This is a genomic window from Neisseria musculi (assembly GCF_014297595.2).
In the GTDB taxonomy this organism is placed as follows: Bacteria; Pseudomonadota; Gammaproteobacteria; order Burkholderiales; family Neisseriaceae; genus Neisseria; species Neisseria musculi.
The window spans coordinates 2,226,930-2,247,102 of the sequence record NZ_CP060414.2; the positions used below are offsets into that span (position 1 = coordinate 2,226,930).

Consider the following 20,173-nt stretch of genomic DNA (forward strand, 5'->3'; position numbering starts at 1 on the left):
ACTTTATCGAGGAGAAAGATATGACGATTCTCATCACCGGCGCATCGGCCGGTTTCGGCGAAGCCATGTGCCGCAGCTTTACGGCAGCGGGTTATCAGGTTGTGGGAGCCGCGCGGCGGCTGCACAAACTCGAAGCCCTGCAGGCGGAGCTGGGCGGGCTGTTCCACCCCCTCGAAATGGATATGACCCGCACCGAATCCATCTGTCATGCTTTGCAGAGCCTGCCCGAGGGCTTCGCCGAAATCGACTGCCTGATCAACAACGCCGGTTTGGCACTCGGCCTGGACGGGGCCGACAAAGCCGATTTCAACGATTGGCAAACCATGATTCAAACCAATATTGTCGGCCTGAGCTATCTGACCCGCCAAGTGCTGCCGCAAATGGTGGAGCGCAAAAGCGGCTATATCATCAATCTCGGCTCGATTGCCGGCACCTACCCCTATCCGGGCGGCAATGTTTATGGTGCCACCAAAGCTTATGTGCGCCAGTTCAGCCTTAACCTGCGCGCCGATTTGGCCGGCACGGGCGTGCGCGTGAGCAACATCGAGCCGGGCCTGTGCGGCGATACCGAATTTTCCAACGTGCGTTTCAAGGGCGACGGCGAACGCGCCGCCGGGCTGTATGAAAATGTGCAGTTTGTCCGCCCGCAGGATATTGCCGACACCGCCTTGTGGCTTTACCAGCGCCCTGCCCATATGAATGTGAACAGCATCGAAATCATGCCGGTGGCGCAGAGTTTCGGCGCGCTGCCCGTTTACCGCGAAGCCCCGCCACCCGCCGTGCAGCAGGGCGGTGATTTTGAAAAACAGAGTATGTCGCTGTTTCAGAAAATCAAATCATGGTTTAAATAACGGTGTCTGAAAAGGTTTCAGGCCGTCTGAAACCGCATCGCGGCGGTTTTCAGACGGCCTATATTATAAAAATCCCGCATGATCCAACCTTTCAAAATCGGGAGCGGAAGGGTTTCAACGCCTCCCCGCCAACTGATAAAAAAATCAAATCACGGTTCGAGTAACGGTGTTTCACAGGCTTCAGGCCGTCTGAAAGCACGTTGCGGCGGTTTTCAGACGGCCTGGTTGTAGAAAATAGCGGTGTTATCAAACTGATTGGAACAGCACTTCTTTCCTGCCGGCCAATAAAATCAAACCGTGTTCAGTGATGGTGCCTGCAATGCTTGAGGCCGTCTGAAACCGCATCTCAATATGGTTTCAGGCGGCCTGAATGAATTTTGCAAAGGTCGCGGCCCGGGTAGAAAATCCCTACTTTACCGGGCCGTTTCAATCAAGAACGGATCCGTTTCAACACTTCTTCCCTGCCGATTAACGCCAGCACGGCATCCACGCCGGGGGTTTTCGCCGTGCCGCACACGGCCAGTCGCAGGGGCATACCGAGCTGCCCCATTTTGATGCCTTCGGCTTCGCAAAACGGCTTAAACAGGCTGTGGATGGTCTCGGCGTTCCAATCGGGCAGGCCTTCGAGTTTTTCGGCAAAACGCAGCATACGCGCGGCAGCCTCCTCATTCCAATGCTTCTGCATATCCGACTCGGCCGGCACCGCTTTCTGATAGAAATACACGCACTCATCGGCCAGCGCATTCAAATCTTGGGCGCGGTCTTTCACCAACGCCAACACCTCTTCCAGCGCGGGCTTGCCGCCGGTTTCCACGCCGCGCACCGCCAAACGGGGTTTCACCAGCGCCGCCAGCTCGGCGTTGGGGGTGGTTTTGATGTGTTCGCCGTTAATCCAATAGAGTTTTTTCAGATCCATGCGGCTGGGCGAGGGCGAAACGTCTTTCAAATCAAACCATTCGACAAACTGCTGCATGGTGAAAAATTCATCGTTGCCGTGCGCCCAACCCAGGCGTGCCAAATAATTGAGCATGGCTTGCGGCAGAATGCCCATTTGGTCGAACTCGGTAATGGCCACCGTGTCGCCGCTGCGCTTGGAAATTTTTCTGCCCTGCTCGTTCAAAATCATCGGCAGGTGGGCATACTCGGGCAGTTTGGCTCCGATAGCGTTTAAGATGTTGATTTGCTTTGGAGTGTTATTCACATGGTCGTCGCCGCGAATCACATGGGTGATGCCCATATCGCAATCGTCCACCACCACGCAGAAGTTGTAGGTGGGCGTGCCGTCGGCGCGAGCGATAATCAAATCATCGAGGGTTTCGTTGGGAATGCTGATTTCGCCCTTCACCAAATCGTGCCATTTGGTTACGCCATCCAGCGGGGTTTTGAAGCGGACGACAGGCTCGCGCCCTTCCGGAACGGGCGGCAGCATTTTGCCCGGCTCCGGCCGCCAGCGGCGGTCGTAGGTGGCGGTGCCTTCTTTTTCGGCTTTTTCGCGCATGGCTTCGAGCTCTTCTTTGCTGCAATAACAATGATAAGCCCGGCCTTGCGCCAAGAGTTCGGCAATCACTTCCCGATAACGGTCGAAACGGCGGGTTTGGTAGATAACGTTGGCGGCATTGTCGTAATCCAGCCCGACCCAGCTCATGCCGTCTAAAATAATGTTTACCGATTCGGCGGTGGAGCGTGCCAGGTCGGTGTCTTCGATACGCAGCAGAAAGCTGCCCCGGTGTTTTTTGGCAAACGCCCATGAAAACAGGGCGGTGCGCACGCCGCCGATGTGCAGATAACCGGTGGGGCTGGGGGCAAAGCGGGTTTGAACGGTCATGATGTGCTTTCGGTGATTTCAAAGGGCTTTATTGTAATGTAAGGGGGGCAGTGCGCGCCATCATCCCGAGGCCGTCTGAAAACGGCGGCGGCAGTGAAAATGGCAAAGGCAGGAAGCATGGGAAAGCCAAACGTTAGCGAGAGCTTTGCCAATGCTGATACGTCTGTTTCGATGGGAAGTAGGCATAGTCAGATAAATCAAATCACCAACCAATAAGAAGGCTCTAGACTAGCAGAATAGCTCTGTTAGACTAGAGCCAACCATTTTTATCAGGCAACTGGGGAGTTGCATGGCAGCTGCTCTGTTGTCAACACTTTTCTCTTATTCCGGCAACCGCTCCACAATGCCCACTCCCACGGCATTCAAGCCTAAGTAAGTACCGACCACAGGGGAAACGGGTATGCCGTGTTCCAAATGCAGGCCGGTTTTCGCGTGTAGTTTGCGGGCAAAGCGCTGGTAGAGCTGGTAATCGCCGCAATAACCGCCCGATATCACCAAATGTGTGGGGTTTTTATCTACCGTCATCACGATAATGGCTTCGATCAAGCGCTCTATCAATTGTTCATCGTCCTGCACGCTGGCCAAATGCGATGCACCTTTATGGTTGAAGCGCAAAACGGTTTTCAAACCCAGCCAATCGTTAAACGCCGCGCCGATGCGCAGCAGGCCGCCGGTTTTGGTGAGCTGCGTCAGCGAATTTACGCCAAACAGAATTTCGCAGCGCGGCTTTAACTTTTCGAGATATGCCACCACTTCTGCTGCTGTTTTGCCCGCCTGAAGCAGGCGCACGGCTTCAAGGGCGAAAAAACCCTCGGGCATACAGGTGGTGCCGGTATCGACCACATGAATCTTCAGCTTGCCTTCCATTGTTTGCACCGCCTTGCGGATAACGGCTGCGGTTTCACTCAGTTTGCCACTGATGGTGGTTATGATGGCTTCTTGATAACCTTGCGATTTCAAATAGTGAAATGTTTGGCATAAAGCCTCTATGTCGGGTGGTGAAGTAACCGCTTTTTCTTCGGGGTGGCTGCGCATCCAATCATAAAATTCTTCGGCTTTCAAATCCAAGCCTTCGGCATAGGTTTCCCCGCCCATCTGCACACTCAAACGCAACATATGAATCGGGCTGTTTCGGTCGAGTATGCTGTCGAGCATACTGGTGGAAGTGGCTAAAACGGCGCAGCGGTAGAGTGAATATGAGCCGGCCACGGTGCCTCCCTTTATTGTAGTTGTCAAATAATCAAAATAAGTATAAACGGTTTTTAATAATGATAAACGGTATATTTTATTCTGTCTATGATAATGAATAAATTGTTTATTTCTTTTTTTATTATTTGTGGACAACATTATCAGGTTTGATGTTTTCAGACGGCATCCGCTGTATCAGGCTTGTGTAACTTGCCTGCCCGGCAATGCTTTAAAGCAGGTTCTGCGGCTTGCCCGCCACAAAACGGTTAATGTTTTCTATCAACATATCAAACAGGCGGCTGCGGGCCTCTATGCTGCCCCAGGCCATGTGCGGGGTAACAATCAGGTTTGGCAAACGCGCTTTAAGCAGCGGGCTGCCGTTGCGCGGCGGCTCTTCGGTAAGCACATCGAAACCGGCACCGCCCAATGTGCCGTATTTCAACGCTGCAATCAGCGCATATTCATCGACCAAGCCGCCACGGGCGCAGTTCACCAATACCCCTTGGGGCTTCATCTGCCCCAGCTCGGCTTCACCTATCATGCCAGCGGTTTGTGCGGTGAGCGGGCAGTGCAGCGAAATAACATCGGCCATGCGGATAGCGTCATCAAATGCTACATAGCCTTCGCGCACGGCCACGGCTTGTTTGTGTTCGCCAAACAACACTTTCATGCCGAACGCACGGGCATAACCGGCCAGCGTGGTGCCGATGCCGCCGCGCCCGAAAATCACCAGCGTTTTGCCGTTCAAATCACGCATAGGCGCACCGAAATGGCAGAAAAACGGCGACTGTTCCCACACGCCTGCGGCAATGTCGCGCTGATAAGCGGGCAGGTTTCGCATCAGGGCAATCATCAGCATAAACGCATGTTCGGCCACAGAATCATTGCCGTAGGCGCGGATATTGCACACTGCCACGCCGGCTGCTTTGGCTGCCGCCACATCAACATTGTTCACACCCGTGGCCGCCACCGCAATCAGTTTCAACTGCGGGTTGGCTGCGATATGCCCGGCATCCACCACCACTTTATTGGTAATCACAACCTGCGCGCCCTGAAGGCGCTCTGCCGTGTTGTTCGGCTCAGTATTGCCGTATTCGGCGAGTTTGAATTTGAAATCGAAATCAAACGGTTTGTCTGCCAGCGTGTCGCGGTCGAGCGCAACAATGCTCAATGTTTTCATAATTATCCTTTGCTATCGAAATCTTCAATACGATAAAATTTAACTAATAAAATATTGGCAGAATCAAATTTCTTAACCATCACCGCCCCGTTATGATGCCAATCGATATCATTTCAGACGGCCTCTTAAAGGCTCTTAAAAGGAACCTACCATGTTGAAAACCATCACATTTGCCATTTTACACTTCAGCGTGGCATTCAGCGTAGCCTATGTTTTAACCGGCAGCATCGGCGTTTCCGGCGCGGTGGCTTTGATTGAGCCGCTGGCCAACACATTTGTGTTTTATTTTCACGAAAAAGCATGGAACCGCTACGAAAAAAAGAACAATTTGCGCGCCTGCAAAAGCCGTTTTCCGCTGCACCAATGCGTAGGCAACTGATGCCTGTTTTTATGTTATGCTTGCCGCCCCAACCCGATTAAGAAAGCAGAGCCATGGGCTTGATTATTGAAGACATCGAAACCGGCAGCGGCAAAGAAGCCGTGAAAGGCAAAGAAATCACCGTACACTATACCGGCTGGCTGGAAGACGGCACCCAATTCGATTCCAGCCTCGAGCGCCGCCAGCCGCTCACCATCACGCTGGGTGCAGGGCAAGTGATTGCCGGCTGGGACGAAGGCTTTGGCGGCATGAAAGAAGGCGGCAAGCGCAGGCTGACCATTCCGCCCGAAATGGGCTACGGCACGCGCGGTGCCGGCGGCGTAATTCCGCCCAATGCCACATTGGTGTTTGAAGTGGAGCTGCTGAAAGTTTACGGATAACCGGCCGCCACGGTTCAAACGGGCCGGCACCCCTTGCAAATCTTCTTCAGGCCGTCTGAAAATATTCAGACGGCCTTGTTTTAGGCGGCAACAGAGCAATCCGAAACAAAACAAAAAATGCCGGCATGATGCCCCGGCCTGCATACAATCATACGCAGCGCCGCTGCGCAGATATACATAGCCAATTCTGTTGCTGCTTCAACGGCTTGTTAAACCATTGCCTTTAGATTTTTGAAGCATGGCCGGCATAAGTTAGCATAAACCAACCGATGCCGAACATAAATACCGCCGCTCCTGCAGTAAACCTGCGGTAAAGCCGCCCACTTGTGCCAACGGAGCAATGGCAGACACGGCACCGGATGCGCTGAAACGCCCCGCCCGACACCCTGCAATGCGCTACCACCGCGTTTAACGCCGCAGGCGCAAAAGCTCATAGAATTTATCGGGCCGGCCGGTCATTTTCCCAACGTCCACATAGATTTTTAGCAGCTTTAAGGGCTGATGACAGAGCAGCCGCAGCACAACCCAACAGCTGCGGCTTATCCCGCAAAGCCGTAAAGCCTCTTCAAACCGGCTCAGCCTGCGTTTTCAGACGGTCGGATTCACAGCAAAGCGGCTTATCCGGTTATTCACATTTAACATCATATATCAGAACCCCCCCGGGTTGTTTGCACAACTTACCAAAGCAGCAGTTTTATTTTATCAACCTGTTATTTATTAACCCGCCTTTAAACTCACACCAAAAACTCTCGCACAAACCCACCGTCAAACCGTAGCCCTATTAAACAGATAAACCAAACCGAAAGGATCGATAATGAAGAAAACCACTTTAACTTTTGCCGCACTGGCCGCTGCCGCCGCCTCTTTTGCCTCTGCTGAAAATATCGGCAGCCAGGGAGCCTTTCCCGGCCTGCAGGAAGTGCAATACCAAGGCGTGAAATTGTCTGCCAAAGAAGACGACCGCGTAAAATTCATTTATGTGGCCGACAGCGTAACTGCCGCACCGCCGGCTGCCGACAACCCGATGTCCGCCCCCGCCACCCCCGCCGCTGCCATTGAAACCACTCCCGCAGAGCCGCTGCCGCAAGACTCTTCCCCCCTGCAACCCTGATACACGCCAAACCAAACAAAGGCCGTCTGAAAACTGTTTTTCAGACGGCCTAACCGATTTTAGAAAACATTCTGCTGTTGCTACAAACCCAACTCCCAAGTGTTGTTTTGCGGCTCGAACAGGCCGTCGGGGCGGTTTTCGTAGTGGGCGAAAATATGCGCTACGATTTCGTCTTCATCATCGATAAGCTGCATCAAATCCAAATCTTTTTCGGCAATCATGCCGTTGCCGAGCAGTTGGTCGCGAACCCAATCCACCATACCCTGCCAGAAGGTTTTGCCCACCAGAATAATCGGTCGGCTGGGCGTTTTGCCCGTTTGCACGAGGGTGAGGCTTTCAAACAACTCGTCAAGCGTGCCGAAACCGCCGGGCATCACCACATAGGCCACGGCATGTTTCACAAACATCACTTTGCGCGGAAAGAAGTGTTGGAATTTAATGGATAAATTCTGATACGGGTTGGCATGTTGCTCGTGCGGCAGCACGATGTTGAGCCCCACGGCGGGGCTTCTGCCGGCAAACGCGCCTTTATTGGCCGCCTCCATAATGCCGGGGCCGCCGCCGGAAATCACCGAAAAACCGGCATCGGAAAGTTTGCGTGAAAGGCGTTCGGCAAACAGATAATGAGGGTGGCCGGCCGGTGTCCGCGCGCTGCCGTAAATGCTCACAGCCGGCTGGATGGCACGCAACTCTTCGCCTGATTCGACAAATTCTGAAATGAGCTTTAAAACATGGTAAGACTCGCGCGCCTGAATTTCGCGGCGGGTTTCTTCGGGCAGCATCGGCGCCGGCAGCTTGCGGTAAAGGTTCATGGTTGCCTCAATAGTTGGAAATGTGCCGTTTGCATCGGCATCAACTTATGCTTTAAGCGCAATCCTTTGCGGGTAGGGGCAGGGGGCAAAGGCTTGGTGCACTTGTTTGTGTGCAGAGATACAGATAGCGGAAAATATTTTCAAACGGCCTGTTTGGAGCGGAGCCGTTAGTGAATCAGTTTGGAAGCGGGTGCAATACTCAATATTTTCTCAGCCTCAGAAATTTCCAGCGTTTCCAGAGCTTCCAGTATTTCGAGCAGCTCAGGATGATCTAACTCATCTTGATTCTCTTTAACAACCGCTAAAGCCAATTTTAGAAATTCCTCCGTGTTTATGCACTTTATCAAGTAATTGATAATCATAGAAAAGTTTTGCGCAGCAGTGAGGCCGTCTTCCTCGCTTTCGCCGATGTCGAAGCTGACTTCAACTTGCCCGGGTTCACCTTCAATATCTGAAATGCTGATAATGGATTTAGCCATTAATAGAGTATCCTTAAAAATCAATAGGGGAGTTGCCGGCCCGCCACAGGCTACCGGGCCGAAGCCGTATAATAATCCCGCTTTATTTCCGCTACAAAGCAGCAAACTGCAATAAATACGAGACTGATTCTGTTGCCGATACAGTGGCTTACAAAATTATTCTCTCCGATAAGGCGCAATAACGCCGTAACAGAAATAAAGCAGGCTCACTATATTCTACACGCAGTCAGGCAGCAGCCAAACAACTGCCTCTGCCGCGCAGAGATCGGCCCCAAATTCGTTTTTATGCAACATCAAACTGTCTAGTGAATGTGGTGTGCTCAAGCAGGTTTTCAATTTGCGTTTTCATACGGCCTGATATTACCCTCAGGAAAGGGGGCATTTTGACATTCCTCCTCAACAAACCCGATTCATTACAAACCGTTACCCGCCACACTCTTGCATGCCTCACCGTGTCCGCCGCCCACCCTTGCCCGCCTCCGGCCAAACACCCGCCGCCGCATCAGTGCGGTAAGCTCCGGCCTGCTTTTCCCGCAACCTTTGGCCGTCTGAACGCAGCGGCTCGGGCAGGCCGCCCGGCAAAAAGCCTGAAAGAGGCTGTTAAGCCGGTACAGCCCGTTTAGTTTGGCGTTGAAGTATCCGTTTGTGAAAGTAAGTTGAACGGTCATCAGCCTGCCGCATCGCCACGCCTGAACCCGAGCGCTTTCCCAAATCCTGCACCGCCTGCGTATTCCGTGAATCAAGCCATGATTGCCTCTGCCTGCAAACCGTCAATTATCCTGCCCGAACCCCTGTTGTGCAGGACAAAACCTTATCCGAAGCGGAGCATCCGGCCGTTTGGCCGAGCGTGAAATGATGGATAGGGAACCCGAACCTGCCAAACGCCGTGCAGGCAGGCAAAGCAGGCGGGCGGCGGCGTTTTGGGGAGCGGCAGCATGGAAATACCGCCGTGTGTGCGTATCGCGCCCCTTATCCAAACAGGAGGGCAAAACCGGGTTGTGCCGAGAAAGGAACTGCCGAAGCGTATCGCCTCCTTATCTGACAGAGGCAAAAACCAGAAGGGCGTTTTATGGATTATCGGCGCGTATCGCCTCCTTGCCCGACAGACGGGCAGAAACGGCAGCGGCCGTAAGCACCGAGCAGAAGGCGTTTGAAATATGCTCCCGCCTTAACCGGCCCAACCGGTTTTCCGGCTCATGGAACACTTTCTTTGCCCGCAGTCATCCGCCGGTTGCAGACGGTGGGCGTGCGTTGGAAAAGGCCGGGCTGCTCACACTTTTGATGCCGGGAAGCTTGTGTTGTCTGCCGAAGCAACGGCTGCGTGATTTTCGGGCGTTGGCGAAAAAGCCGAGCGCACGGGCGGGCGGTTTTTATCACGCCGCCGGCCGGCAACCAGGAACTTGGGAGTCGTTATGCGGGCGTTTGCTGCCGTTTTATCACTACTCCGGTCGGCAGGAACCGATAACTCCGTTGCAGCGATACGCTGTGGATGAAAAGTTTTATCACGCCGCCCGCCGGCGGAAACCGATAATGCTGTGGCAGATATTTGAAAGGAACTCGGTTTTATCACTCGGCCGGCCGTCTGAAGCGGCCATGCCCGATACCGGCGCGTCCGTTTCAGACGGCCGTCAATCCCGCCTTTGCCGGATTCCCTGCCCGGTTCGGAGCAAGGCGGCACCGCCCGTCAATATGCCGGCGTCCGATGCCTCCCCGCTTTGCCGGCGGGGGCGGCCGAAAGAAAAACCGCCCGCTTTTTATCAACTGCTTTCCCGAGCCGGCCATCGGTCAGCAGGCGTTTGCAGACAGCCGAATCACAAACCGGCCCTGCACGACTTTCTGCCCTGCGCCCCGCCGGTTGCCCAAACAGAGCGTAAAGACTGTCTGAAACCGAGCAAGGGTGTCTTGCCTTCATCAGGCGGTGCAGTGGCGGCCAGGGGGAAACCGCCCGGCCTGATATGTGGCGGATATGTTGAAGCAGGCGGACAATTCAGGCCTTGAAACCGGAAAAAGTATAGTGTGTTAGTTGTAGCTTCCATTCCCATCTCGCAGTGCCACAATTGGTCGGGGCGTATAAACACGCTTTCGGGAGTTGTAGCTTCCTCTCTCATCTCACAGTGCTACAATTTGCAGCGAGCGCGGGGCAATGATTTCTTCGTTGTAGCTTCCTCTTTCATCTCGCAGTGCTACAATCTCGGCCTTGGCCGATGCCATGAGAAACGGGTTGTAGCTTCCTCTTTCATCTCGCAGTGCTACAATCCGAATCGAATGTGTAGCGTCCGCCTCTGTGTTGTAGCTTCCTCTTTCATCTCGCAGTGCTACAATGATTCCCGCCTATACGGCGGGGAAGCCAAGGTTGTAGCTTCCTCTTTCATCTCGCAGTGCTACAATTTCTTCGTAGCTGTCGAATAAACCGTGAGAGTTGTAGCTTCCTCTTTCATCTCGCAGTGCTACAATCTTTATAAAGCGAACAAGCGCCGCGCACAGGTTGTAGCTTCCTCTTTCATCTCGCAGTGCTACAATCCGACCTGGGTCTTACCGTTACCGCCTTTGGTTGTAGCTTCCTCTTTCATCTCGCAGTGCTACAATCGACAAGGCGCAATGCCTTGATACCCGATGGTTGTAGCTTCCTCTTTCATCTCGCAGTGCTACAATGAAAAGTGACCTTTGCAGGAAGAGTGTTGCGTTGTAGCTTCCTCTTTCATCTCGCAGTGCTACAATAGGGCGGTCAATCCCTAAAAGGCCGCCAACGTTGTAGCTTCCTCTTTCATCTCGCAGTGCTACAATTAAACCAACTGCTGCCCAGTGCCTCGTCGAGTTGTAGCTTCCTCTTTCATCTCGCAGTGCTACAATAATACTTCGGTTACACCCGGCGTGTTCAGGGTTGTAGCTTCCTCTTTCATCTCGCAGTGCTACAATACGTGCAGGACGTGAAAGAAGCAAGCCGCCGTTGTAGCTTCCTCTTTCATCTCGCAGTGCTACAATCTCGCCGGGCACAGGCTGCCACAGGCTGTGGTTGTAGCTTCCTCTTTCATCTCGCAGTGCTACAATCCATTGTCCTGATTTTTGACGAAACCTTCAGTTGTAGCTTCCTCTTTCATCTCGCAGTGCTACAATAACAGAATTGCGCTGGAACGCGCCATGCTGGTTGTAGCTTCCTCTTTCATCTCGCAGTGCTACAATAAGGATATAAACAATCTCAGCTTAGAAGAAGTTGTAGCTTCCTCTTTCATCTCGCAGTGCTACAATGTGAAACATAGAAAGACGGGCAAGAGGTAAGTTGTAGCTTCCTCTTTCATCTCGCAGTGCTACAATTTTGCTCATAACTCTACTACTTCCCAGCACGTTGTAGCTTCCTCTTTCATCTCGCAGTGCTACAATACCACTTGAGTTCTCCGGTTTCCACACTCTGTTGTAGCTTCCTCTTTCATCTCGCAGTGCTACAATTACCCAAGCAGGGAATCCTTGTTTTATAAGGATTCCCTGCTTTATTTTGCTCTGAAAAACTGTGTCAAAACAGTAAAAGTTGGTCGGCATTCACCTTTTTTTCACGCGGTTTCGGCTCGCCGATCAGCATAATCATGCCTGCAAATTGCTTTTCGGTTACCTCTAAATAGCGGACTTGCCCCTCCTCCGGCAAGTGTGCCTGCAGCCGTTTGTGGTGTTTCTGCAACGCATCTCTGCCGCGTACGATGCGGGAGTAAACAGATAATTGCAGCATTTGGTAGCCGTCTTTTTGCAAAAATTTCCGAAATTGGCTGGCGGCTTTGCGTTTTTCTACGGTGGTGACCGGAAGGTCGAAAAATACGATTAAGCGCATAAACTTGGCCTCACTCATAATCCTGCACCTTTAAAGGAAGCATCTCGGGCAACTTCAAATTTTTTGAACCGCCGGTTAAGGCCGTCTGAAAAGACTGTACGGTGCGGTCGATGGCAGCCAATAGGGAATAACTGCGCCTATCAAGTTTGATTTGGCAGTGCAGCAATGACACCAATTTTTGCTTGGCCTGCGGAGTCAGCGTATCCGGCAACCCGTTTGTAAAGCCGTTTTCCCATACCAGTAAATCCACCATCGGGCGGTAGGGCTCGATAAAGTCATCGGCCAGGTTAAAGGCGTTTAATCCGCTATGATGCTGCAGGCCCAGTGCAGGCAGAAAGCCATACTGCACCAAAGCGCGGGCAACAGCGGAACGCACGATGCTGTAACCGTAATTCAAGCAGGCATTCACGGCATTATCGTGGCTGCGGGTAAAGTGTTCGCCAAACAGTACGCGGAAATAGAGCGCGGCCGCTTGGCTTTCGGCAAAGTTTTTATCGCCCGATTTCACGCTGTCGGCCAATGCGTTCAGACGGCCTGCCGCAATATCGTGTCCGCTGTAGTCCAGCAGCCAGGCCTGATTGCGGATTTTCTGTTTCACAATCTGCTGCCAAAGCTGCTTTTTCTGCGGCAGGGTCATTTCCATTTGATATTTTAGGATTTTCAGGCTGCGGTGGTAGCGGGCAAAGGGCAGCCATTGCCCGCAGGGCAGAAACTGCTCATCACAGGTGAGCAGAGTGATGCCGTATTGTGCCAGTGCCGATAGCAGCGGAGCGGTAAGCACTACCTCGCGCGATTCGACCACAATCACGGCAATGTCTTCCAGCGGTACGGGAACTGTATCGTCTTGTTGGATCAGCAAGTGGTTTTGCTGTAACGACAGGCGGGCAGGTTTGCTAATAAGGATACTGCGCCAGCTCATAAAATTCCCTTTATAAAAAGGCCGTCTGAAACGGTTTTCAGACGGCCGGGTGATGATTTATCGTTTGATTTTTAAGGCAGGGCGTTGCTCAGGTTTACACAGGCGGATTTCCTTGCCTAAAGGATCGGTTTGGTATTTTTTGATAAATAATTGGTTTTGCGTGCTGATACGGAATTGCTGCTCCTTGGCACCCTTATCATGGGAGGCAATCCAAAAACGACCGTTCGAACTATCGCAAGTTATGTAATAAACCAGTTGTTCCTCCTCAGGATTACCGTCTTTCGGGAAGGAAATCAAATCATATTTATGCAAACTAAAACAGAATGTATAAGTTTCATCAATTTTATATCCTCGGCAATCTAATAACGGCAATACTCCTTTCGCTATTTGCCACGCATACACAGGGACAACAAAATACTGTATTCTGCCGCTTTTATTTGCTTTTTGATAAACATCAGCACGCACCATATCACCGTTTGTATCCGTAATCCCATGACGAACAGCCAAACCGACTTTCACTCTATCATCTTCCACCCGCACCGATTTTACCAACGGGCCTTGTTCCCCGTTTTTCGTAGGTTTGTAAAACGGCTCGGCAAAGGCTTTCTTGGGGTCATCGTTAAATTCAGCCAGCCGTTTTTTCAATGCTTGATAAAACTCAGGCTCACGGTTGGCTGTATAGCCGGCAATATTCTCAATATCTTTGGTTTTCAAAGAAGCCAGCGGTTTTTTGACTACACTGATATTTTCAGACAGGCGTTTGGCAGATTTGATGGTTTCCAAATGCCCCTGCCCGGTTGTTTTACGGTTGGGCGCGCGGGAAACAAACAGCGGAGCAACGTGCTCGTGCAGCGCCTGCGGGCGGGAGTTGAGTTTTTCTGCCAACTCTTCGCGCGGATGGTCGCTGAACACGCGGATCATCACTTCCTGCCGGAAAAAATCCCACGGTTGCGGAATGCGCTGTTTGACTTCGCCCGTTTCTGTGTTGACGGTTTCCAGCGATTCGCGCCGCTTCATGGCTTCGGTGATTTTCTGCTGCATCGATACGGTGGAGCAGGCCACCACAACGGCATCCAAAGCATGATGGCGGTCGTTTTCTTCACGCACTTTGCGCAAGCCCCACAAACCGCGCAGCAAAGCGGTGATTTGTCCGTTTGATGCAAACACCCGCCGCTCGCCTTTGCCTTCCAAATGCAGGTTATTCTCGATAAAGCCGCACAAAAAGCGGGCGATATAGCGCGTATCATTCAGATTGCGATCGATAAAATCCTGCTCGTTGAGTTTGGCCGTCTGAATCCGCTGTTTTTTCGCATACGGAAAATGGCAGCCCGCCACCCGGGCTTGAAATTCGCGCCAGCGCTCACTGTTGCTTGCACCATCAAGATATTCGTAAGGCGTTTGGTTGCGCTTTTTCTGGTTTTCGCTGCCGAGCACCAAAACCTTATTATTGAAACTGTCGTCCCAAGTGCGCGAAAACGGCAGCGCATGATCGATTTCCACATAACCTGTCTTGTTCAGACTGCCTAAATCCAATGGCAGGCCGGAATACAGGCATTTGCCCTGTTGTTGATTGTAAAGCCGCATTTTCAGAATATCCCGCCCTTTGGGCTCTCCTGCAAAGTGGGGGAAATATTCTTTGAACTCGTCTGCTGCGCGCTCGCGCTCTTTGCGGTTTTCCTCCTGCCGTTTTTCGATTTCCTTGCGGTCATCCCATGATTTGCCCAATTCGCGCGCGGTTTCGATATGCACGCGCAGCGGCGAACCGTAGCGGCGGATAACGGCATTAACCACCTTGCGTGCCTGCGTGAGTGTGCGCAACACTACCGGATTGCGGATATCGTTGCCGTCAATCACCGGCAGCACCAAGCTGTTTTGTTGTATTTTTGCACCATAATGGTTACCGTAAACTTTTGTGCAGGCCTCGTCATAGCGCAGCCCCTGTTCCATCAGCGGCAAAATCTTGCGCAAAGCACTAAGCGAAAGTTGAATGAATTTATCGAAACCGATGCCTTTCAACAAGGCTTCCAATACCTTTTCGGGCAAGGCTAAATCGGCTAAGGCCGTCTGAATGTCGTTGTCAGTTTTATAAAGCGAAAATGCCGTGCCGATTGCATCAAGCACTTCAGGGTTGCGGATGCGGTTTTCCCATTCGCCTTTCAAACCTGCTTTTTCCAAAACGGTGCGGATTTTGTGGTAGGCCTTCATTTCCATCAGCGCGCCGCTTTCGGCTTTCAGGCCGTCTTCGCTTTTGCCGTAGCGCAGCCCTTTGAATACCGCGCTGTCGGGCAGATCCAATATTTTGCGCACTTGCTTGTAAGTCAGCTTGGCCTTTTTATATGGTTCGTCCAGCAGCAGCTTCCGCTCGTGTTCGTTTAACGCCCGCTCTTCGCCGTTGTGCAGAATGCGCAGATTGTTCAGCCTGGTCAGCCAAATAAAGCTCTCCGCGCTGTAGGTGTGTTTTGCCGCTTTATATTCCTGCGGCTCAAAAGTGCAGTGCCCGAGCATTTTCAACACCGCACCGTCTTGCAGTGCGGCGCGCTGTGTCATCAGCAGCATATCCACTTTGTTTTCCAACTCCGCAGAGGCAAACGGATTGCCCAATCCGCGCTGTTTGGCAAACAGCAGATGCAGCTCTTTTTGCAAATCCAAGCGGTTGAAGGTGTGGGCATAATCGCCGCCTTTATTGCGAAGGTGGCCGCTTTGTACGGCGAACCGTTTAACTGCCAACTCCGCCGGAGTCCGGTATTGTTCGGGATTATCTGCCAGCAATTGGCGGTTTTCCGCCACTCCTGCCAGAAGTTTGCCCAGCTCCTTATCTTCCGTCTGCATCTCGTTTTTACGCTGCGACAGGTAACCGCGGTGTTTGACCAAATGCAGCAGCACCGCCGCCCATTCTTTTTCAGCCAGTTTTCTGTCCAATCCTTCCACACGCAACTGCCAAGTATTGACCGGCATGGCAGCAGGCAGCCCGTCGGCCGCAAAATCTGCCGCACTCAGCAGCCCTTCGCGTTTCAACAGGCGGCGCAGACGCAGCAAACGGTGGGCGCGGCGGCGGATTAAACGGCGGATACTGCGCGCCTGCCGCCTTGTCGCCGCCAACGATTTGCCGTCTTTAGGCATTTCCGCACGCTCAAACACCCTCACCCCGCAATCCAGCAGACCGATGGGATGTTCGTTTTCATCCACCAACACCAACGCCCAACCGACCGAAGCAATGCCCAGATCCAAACCGAGAATATATCTGTAAGTAGTTGTTTTCATTTTTTCCCTTTGCAAATAAAGCTGTTAACAAATAAGCAAAATAATAACACTAATTAACATAGCAAATAAATATTTGACAGCCATGTGGGTCGAATTTATAATAGGAACATTGTTGCACTACGAGATGAGAGCCGTTGCTACAATAAGGCCGTCTGAAAAGATGTGCCGCGACGTAAAATACTTTATAGTATGAGCCCCCGATCGGATTTCCGGCCGGGGGCATCGTCTTAGATAATCTGTTAAAATCCGCCCAACGAAACAGGCCGTCTGAAAAGGTTTCAGACGGCCTTTAATCCCTATACTCCCTGAAAGATCGGCATGAACCTGCTGCATAATCCCGATGCACATTCTTTCGCTTCCGACAACTGTTCCGGCATCCACCCCGATATTTTGGCCGCGCTGGCGGCGGCCAACGGCGGCCATGTGGGCGCGTATGGCAACGATCCTTATACCGCACATCTGCAAACGCTGGTCAAACGGCATTTCGGCAAACAAGCCGAGGCGTTTTTGGTGTTTAACGGCACGGGCGCGAATGTGTTGGCTTTGCAGGCCTGCCTGCCGCGCTGGGGAGCGGTGGTGTGTGCCGAAACGGCGCATATCCATGCAGACGAAAGCACCGCGCCGCAAGCGGTGGGCGGCTTCAAGCTGTGGACGGTTCCGGCGGAAAACGGCAAACTCACGCCCGAGCTGATTGCCCGCCATGCGCACGGCTACGGTTTCGAGCACCGCGCCCAGCCGTTGGCAGCGAGCATCACGCAAAGCACAGAGCTGGGCACGGTCTATACGCCGCAGGAAATCTGCGCTATCGGCGTGTTTTGCCGCCAACACGGCATGGCGCTGCATATGGACGGCGCGCGCCTGGCCAATGCCGCCGCCGCGCTGGGTGTGCCGCTGCGCGAAATCACCACGGATGCGGGGGTGGATATTCTCTCGTTCGGCGGCACCAAAAACGGCTTGTTGTTCGGCGAATGCGTGGTGGTTTTGAACCCGCAAAAGGTTTCAGACGGCCTCGGCTATCTGCGCAAACTCAATCTGCAACTGGCTTCCAAAATGCGTTTTATTTCTGCGCAGTTTATTGTGCTGTTGGAAGGGGATTTGTGGCGCGAAGCCGCGCAGCAGGCCAATATGATGGCCAAAAGGCTTTCAGACGGCCTGCAAAGCATCGGCGGCGTGGAATTGGTTTACCCCGCCGAAGCCAATGCCGTGTTTGCGAAACTGCCGCAGGGCGCGGCAGATAAAGTGCGCGGCCATACGGATTTTTATGATTGGGACGAACAAGGCACATCGCGTTTTGTATGCAGCTTCGACACCCGCTGCAGGCATATCGATGCGCTGCTGGCAGCGGTGCGGCAGGCGGTGGGGGCGGTATAAGTATGAATGCCACGGTTTACCACACCATCGCCGCACCGGTGCAGGCCGAATTCAAAGACAAAGGCAGCCGTTTTATTGCTTTCGCTTATCCTGTAAAAACCACCGAGGCCGTCAAAAACTATGTCGATGCCCTGCGCGAGGCACACCATAAAGCCCGCCATTGGTGTTATGCCTACCGTTTGGGCACTGACGGCAACACTTTCCGTGCCAACGACGACGGCGAGCCTTCCGGCAGTGCCGGCCGGCCGATTTTAGGGCAGATTGATTCGGCGGGGCTTACTGATGTGCTGGTGGTGGTGGTGCGTTATTTCGGCGGCACCCTGCTCGGCGTGCCGGGCTTGATCCACGCCTATAAAACCGCCACCGCCGAAGCATTGCAATTGGCTGAAAAATTAGAAAAAAATATCGAAAAAACGGTTTGGCTGCGCTGCGGCTACCCGCATTTGAACGATGCCATCCGTGTTGCCAAACAACATCAGGCAGAAGTGGTGGCGCAGGATTTACAGCTCGACTGCCGGCTAACGGTGAGCATTCCGCTGGCCAACTACGCCGCCTGCCTGGCAGCTTGGGAACAGACGCGCTCGATTGAAATACAGCCTGAAGAGGCTGTCTGAAAGAAAACATTGGCAACCCGAAACAAGCGGGCAGCTTAAAACGTGGAACAGCATTAAGTGGTGAGCCCGGCTTCATTTCCGGCACCCGGCAAGCCGCAGACAACATCACGCTACCGAGCCGGCCCTGCTGCCGCTTGGCCGTCTGAAAAACCGTTCTCTTTAACTAAGGCGCAGCAATGCCGTAACAGCTATGAAGCGGGTTGGCAATCTTAGAAATGCCTTGCAGAGAACGGGTTAATGCAGACACCGTGTCATTTTATGCTATAAAAGCCAGCTCAAAACCCGTTACCCCAAAACGGCTTGAGTTTATAAAATATCTTTTTAATCAAGGAATCATCATGAAATTGCTCGTTATCGGCAGTGGCGGCCGCGAACACGCCCTAGCTTGGAAGCTCGCCCAATCCCCCAAAGTAGAAGCCGTTTTTGTCGCCCCGGGAAACGCGGGCACGGCAGCCGAACCCAAACTGTATAATCTGTCGCTCACCGCCCATGCCGATTTGATTGATTTCTGCCAACGCGAAAATATCGCCTTTACGCTGGTCGGCCCTGAAGCACCGCTGGCCGCCGGCATCGTTGACGATTTCCGTGCCGCCGGCTTGAAAATTTTCGGCCCCACCCGCCATGCCGCACAATTGGAGAGCTCGAAAGATTTCGCCAAAGCCTTTATGTACAAACACGGCATCCCCACCGCGCAATACCAAACCTTTGAAAATGCAGAAAAAGCCCACGAATATCTCAACCGAAAAGGCGCACCGGTTGTGATTAAGGCCGATGGTTTGGCCGCAGGAAAAGGCGTGATTGTGGCGATGACGCTAAAAGAAGCCCACGCTGCCGTTGACGATATGCTGCTGGGCAACAAAATGGGCAACGCCGGTGCGCGGGTGGTGATTGAAGATTTTCTGCAAGGAGAAGAAGCCAGCTTTATCGTAATGGCAGACGGCAACAATGTATTGCCGATGGCTACCAGCCAAGACCACAAACGCCTGCTTGATGGCGATAAAGGTCCCAACACCGGCGGCATGGGCGCATACAGCCCCGCGCCGGTGGTTACGCCTGCCGTATATCAACGCGCCATGAACGAAATCATCTTGCCCACCGTGCAAGGCATGAAGGCAGAAGGGCATGAATTTACAGGTTTTTTATACGCAGGATTGATGATTGGTGCCGATGGCTCGCCTTACACCATCGAATTCAACTGCCGCTTCGGCGATCCCGAAACCCAGCCGATCATGAGCCGCCTCGACAGCGATTTTTCGGATTTGGTGACCGCCGCCATCGAAGGCAGGCTGGATACCGTTACCGCCAAATGGAGCCCGCAAACCGCTGTCGGCGTGGTGCTGGCAGCGGAAAACTACCCCGAAACCCCAAAAAAAGGCGACATTATCAACGGTTTGCAGCAAGCCGGCCAAATCGGCAAAGTATTCCATGCCGGCACCGCCGCCGGTGAAACAGGTGAAATTCTCACCAACGGCGGGCGAGTGTTATGCGTGGTCGGCCTGGGCGATGGTGCAGCCGCTGCGAAAGCCAGGGCTTATCAGGCGGTGGAGAAAATCCGCTTTAACGGCATGCAATACCGCACGGATATTGCCGACAAAGCCGTTCACCGCTAAATATTATTCAAACGGCAATAAAAAGCCGGGGGTTTACATTTTTGATGCCGGGCAGTTTTGGTTTTTTTCGCCGCAACAGCTGTTTGCAGTTTTTGAATATTCCGGCAATTCTGCGGTTTTAACGCATTTTCCGGAATGATTAACAAGCCTTACCCCCAAACAAGGCTTATGCTAACAATGAAAAGTGCAAACAACGCCGGGCTTTCCAACATTTCAGGCCGTCTGAAACAGTTTCAGACGGCCTGAACGGCTTTCGCAACAAACCGGTACCCGCCCGAAAAAGATGGTTTGCAGTTATCCCGGATTAGGCAGACAGCCACTGTTTCTTTTCAGGCAGGCATTTGCCTGCCGTATCAGCGGTAGCGCTTTTGAACGG

The 20,173-nt window shown here is 52.8% G+C and carries 16 protein-coding genes and 1 CRISPR repeat array; of the genes, 8 read left to right on the forward strand and 8 right to left on the reverse strand.

The annotated features are described in order from the left end of the window. Window positions 1-20 precede the first annotated feature (20 nt). Window positions 21-851, forward strand: coding sequence for an SDR family oxidoreductase (locus H7A79_RS11515; RefSeq protein WP_187000323.1), 831 nt, complete (start codon window positions 21-23; stop codon window positions 849-851). Between the two features lie 430 nt (window positions 852-1,281). Here H7A79_RS11515 and gltX read toward each other — a convergent pair whose 3' ends face one another. The 3 genes from gltX to H7A79_RS11530 form a co-directional block, all read right to left on the reverse strand. Then, window positions 1,282-2,676: a glutamate--tRNA ligase gene (gene gltX, locus H7A79_RS11520; protein ID WP_187000324.1), complete on the reverse strand. Its 1,395-nt coding sequence runs from the start codon at window positions 2,674-2,676 to the stop codon at window positions 1,282-1,284. Between the two features lie 321 nt (window positions 2,677-2,997). Beyond that, window positions 2,998-3,885, reverse strand: a complete 888-nt coding sequence (locus tag H7A79_RS11525; RefSeq protein ID WP_187000325.1) for a DegV family protein — start codon at window positions 3,883-3,885, stop codon at window positions 2,998-3,000. 208 nt (window positions 3,886-4,093) lie between these two features. Beyond that, a complete protein-coding gene (locus H7A79_RS11530; RefSeq protein WP_187000326.1) occupies window positions 4,094-5,044 on the reverse strand; it encodes a D-2-hydroxyacid dehydrogenase in 951 nt (316 codons plus the stop codon). Window positions 5,045-5,195: 151 nt separating this feature from the next. On the opposite strand from H7A79_RS11530, the gene H7A79_RS11535 reads away from it, so the two are divergent. The 3 genes from H7A79_RS11535 to H7A79_RS11545 all read left to right on the forward strand — a co-directional run bounded on the left by H7A79_RS11535 (window position 5,196) and on the right by H7A79_RS11545 (window position 6,914). Beyond that, window positions 5,196-5,423, forward strand: a complete 228-nt coding sequence (locus H7A79_RS11535) for a DUF2061 domain-containing protein (RefSeq protein WP_135037240.1) — start codon at window positions 5,196-5,198, stop codon at window positions 5,421-5,423. A gap of 53 nt (window positions 5,424-5,476) precedes the next feature. Further along, on the forward strand, window positions 5,477-5,803 hold the full coding sequence (locus H7A79_RS11540; protein WP_187000327.1) for an FKBP-type peptidyl-prolyl cis-trans isomerase: 327 nt from the start codon (window positions 5,477-5,479) through the stop codon (window positions 5,801-5,803). Between the two features lie 814 nt (window positions 5,804-6,617). Beyond that, window positions 6,618-6,914, forward strand: a complete 297-nt coding sequence (locus H7A79_RS11545; protein WP_187000328.1) for a hypothetical protein — start codon at window positions 6,618-6,620, stop codon at window positions 6,912-6,914. An 80-nt stretch (window positions 6,915-6,994) separates the two neighbouring features. On the opposite strand, the gene H7A79_RS11550 is transcribed toward H7A79_RS11545, so the two are convergent. Together H7A79_RS11550 and H7A79_RS11555 are read right to left on the reverse strand one after the other, a co-directional pair. Then, window positions 6,995-7,726, reverse strand: coding sequence for an LOG family protein (locus tag H7A79_RS11550; RefSeq protein WP_187000329.1), 732 nt, complete (start codon window positions 7,724-7,726; stop codon window positions 6,995-6,997). A gap of 167 nt (window positions 7,727-7,893) precedes the next feature. Next, window positions 7,894-8,205, reverse strand: coding sequence for a hypothetical protein (locus tag H7A79_RS11555; protein WP_187000330.1), 312 nt, complete (start codon window positions 8,203-8,205; stop codon window positions 7,894-7,896). 837 nt (window positions 8,206-9,042) lie between these two features. Between H7A79_RS11555 and H7A79_RS11560 the strand changes: the two genes are divergently transcribed. Next, window positions 9,043-10,203, forward strand: coding sequence for a hypothetical protein (locus H7A79_RS11560; protein WP_187000331.1), 1,161 nt, complete (start codon window positions 9,043-9,045; stop codon window positions 10,201-10,203). A gap of 24 nt (window positions 10,204-10,227) precedes the next feature. Beyond that, window positions 10,228-11,649: a CRISPR direct-repeat array (repeat unit 36 nt; unit sequence GTTGTAGCTTCCTCTTTCATCTCGCAGTGCTACAAT). 64 nt (window positions 11,650-11,713) lie between these two features. Here the strand turns inward: H7A79_RS11560 and cas2 are convergent. Genes cas2 through cas9 form a run of 3 tightly spaced genes read right to left on the reverse strand, consistent with a single transcriptional unit; the run spans window position 11,714 to window position 16,202 of the window. Then, window positions 11,714-12,040 carry a CRISPR-associated endonuclease Cas2 gene (gene cas2, locus H7A79_RS11565; RefSeq protein ID WP_135033316.1) on the reverse strand — a complete coding sequence of 109 codons (327 nt, stop codon included), beginning with the start codon at window positions 12,038-12,040 and terminating at the stop codon, window positions 11,714-11,716. Further along, window positions 12,033-12,941 carry a type II CRISPR-associated endonuclease Cas1 gene (gene cas1, locus H7A79_RS11570; RefSeq protein ID WP_187000332.1) on the reverse strand — a complete coding sequence of 303 codons (909 nt, stop codon included), beginning with the start codon at window positions 12,939-12,941 and terminating at the stop codon, window positions 12,033-12,035. The genes cas2 and cas1 overlap by 8 nt, the downstream gene beginning before the upstream one ends. Before the next feature lie 57 nt (window positions 12,942-12,998). Further along, entirely contained in the window at window positions 12,999-16,202 is a 3,204-nt protein-coding gene (gene cas9, locus H7A79_RS11575; RefSeq protein ID WP_187000333.1) for a type II CRISPR RNA-guided endonuclease Cas9, read from the reverse strand. A gap of 318 nt (window positions 16,203-16,520) precedes the next feature. On the opposite strand from cas9, the gene H7A79_RS11580 reads away from it, so the two are divergent. From H7A79_RS11580 to purD, 3 genes are all read left to right on the forward strand, one after another. Further along, on the forward strand, window positions 16,521-17,573 hold the full coding sequence (locus H7A79_RS11580; protein ID WP_187000334.1) for a threonine aldolase family protein: 1,053 nt from the start codon (window positions 16,521-16,523) through the stop codon (window positions 17,571-17,573). A 2-nt stretch (window positions 17,574-17,575) separates the two neighbouring features. Continuing rightward, window positions 17,576-18,187 carry an IMPACT family protein gene (locus H7A79_RS11585; RefSeq protein WP_187000335.1) on the forward strand — a complete coding sequence of 204 codons (612 nt, stop codon included), beginning with the start codon at window positions 17,576-17,578 and terminating at the stop codon, window positions 18,185-18,187. A 338-nt stretch (window positions 18,188-18,525) separates the two neighbouring features. Then, window positions 18,526-19,797 carry a phosphoribosylamine--glycine ligase gene (gene purD, locus H7A79_RS11590; protein WP_187000336.1) on the forward strand — a complete coding sequence of 424 codons (1,272 nt, stop codon included), beginning with the start codon at window positions 18,526-18,528 and terminating at the stop codon, window positions 19,795-19,797. Window positions 19,798-20,173 lie beyond the last annotated feature (376 nt).